An 839-nucleotide genomic window follows, 5' to 3' on the forward strand; every position below is an offset into this window, starting at 1 on the left:
TCCCACAACAGCTTCATGATCTTGATGCGCTCGACATGGCCCATGTCGTTCGAGCCGCGCACATATTGCGCGAGGTAGCGGTCGATCTCCGGATTGTCGAAGTCGCGCGCCGAGGAGGGGAGGTAGATCAGACCCGAGGCGACCACCCGGCGCACCGTGTCGATGACGCGCGGATAGGCTTCCGACATGAAGGTGCGATAGGCAAGCGCGGCCTCCAGGTTGGGCAGCACCGCGCCATTCGCCCATGGGATCGGATTGTGCGCCATCGCATTGGAAAAACTCCAGAACATGTGGCGCAGCGCAATCACCTCGCCGAGCGCTGCCTGGTTGCCGCGGAACGCGTCGCCGCCTGTCGCGCGCAATGCCTTGGCGAGCAGGCCGGCGAGGAAATCGAGCTTGACCGCAAAGCGCGTGCAGCCCTGGAAGCAATAGCCATGCATGAAGCCCGACGCCGGGTGGAAGGAGAGGATCTTCTGCGCATCGCGCAGCACCAGCACGTCCTCCCAGGGGATGAAGACGTTGTCGAGCACCAGGATCGCGTCGTTCTCGTCGAAGCGTGATGACAGCGGATAGTCGAAGGGCTGGCCGACCGTGTTCGCCGTCTGCTCGTAGGAGACGCGGCAGAACATCTTTACGCCCGGCGCGTTCATCGGCACGATGAACATCACCGACAGCGACGGATCCTCGGTCACCGTCGCCGAGCTTTGCGCCAGGAAATTGTAGTGGGTGAGCGCCGACGACGTCGCCACCACCTTGGCGCCGGACACCCAGATGCCGGCATCGTTCTCCTTGGTGATGTGCACGAACACATCCTTCACCTGCTCGGCCGGCTTGTGGCG

At 63.3% G+C, this 839-nt stretch carries 1 protein-coding gene; it reads right to left on the reverse strand.

The genetic code is table 11. The annotated features are described in order from the left end of the window. Window positions 1–839: 4-hydroxyphenylacetate 3-hydroxylase C-terminal domain-containing protein (locus tag EN742_RS36375; RefSeq protein WP_281035064.1), on the reverse strand; the 839-nt coding region annotated here is incomplete at both ends.

The organism is Mesorhizobium sp. M4A.F.Ca.ET.020.02.1.1 (genome assembly GCF_004022645.1).
Classification (GTDB): Bacteria; Pseudomonadota; Alphaproteobacteria; order Rhizobiales; family Rhizobiaceae; genus Mesorhizobium.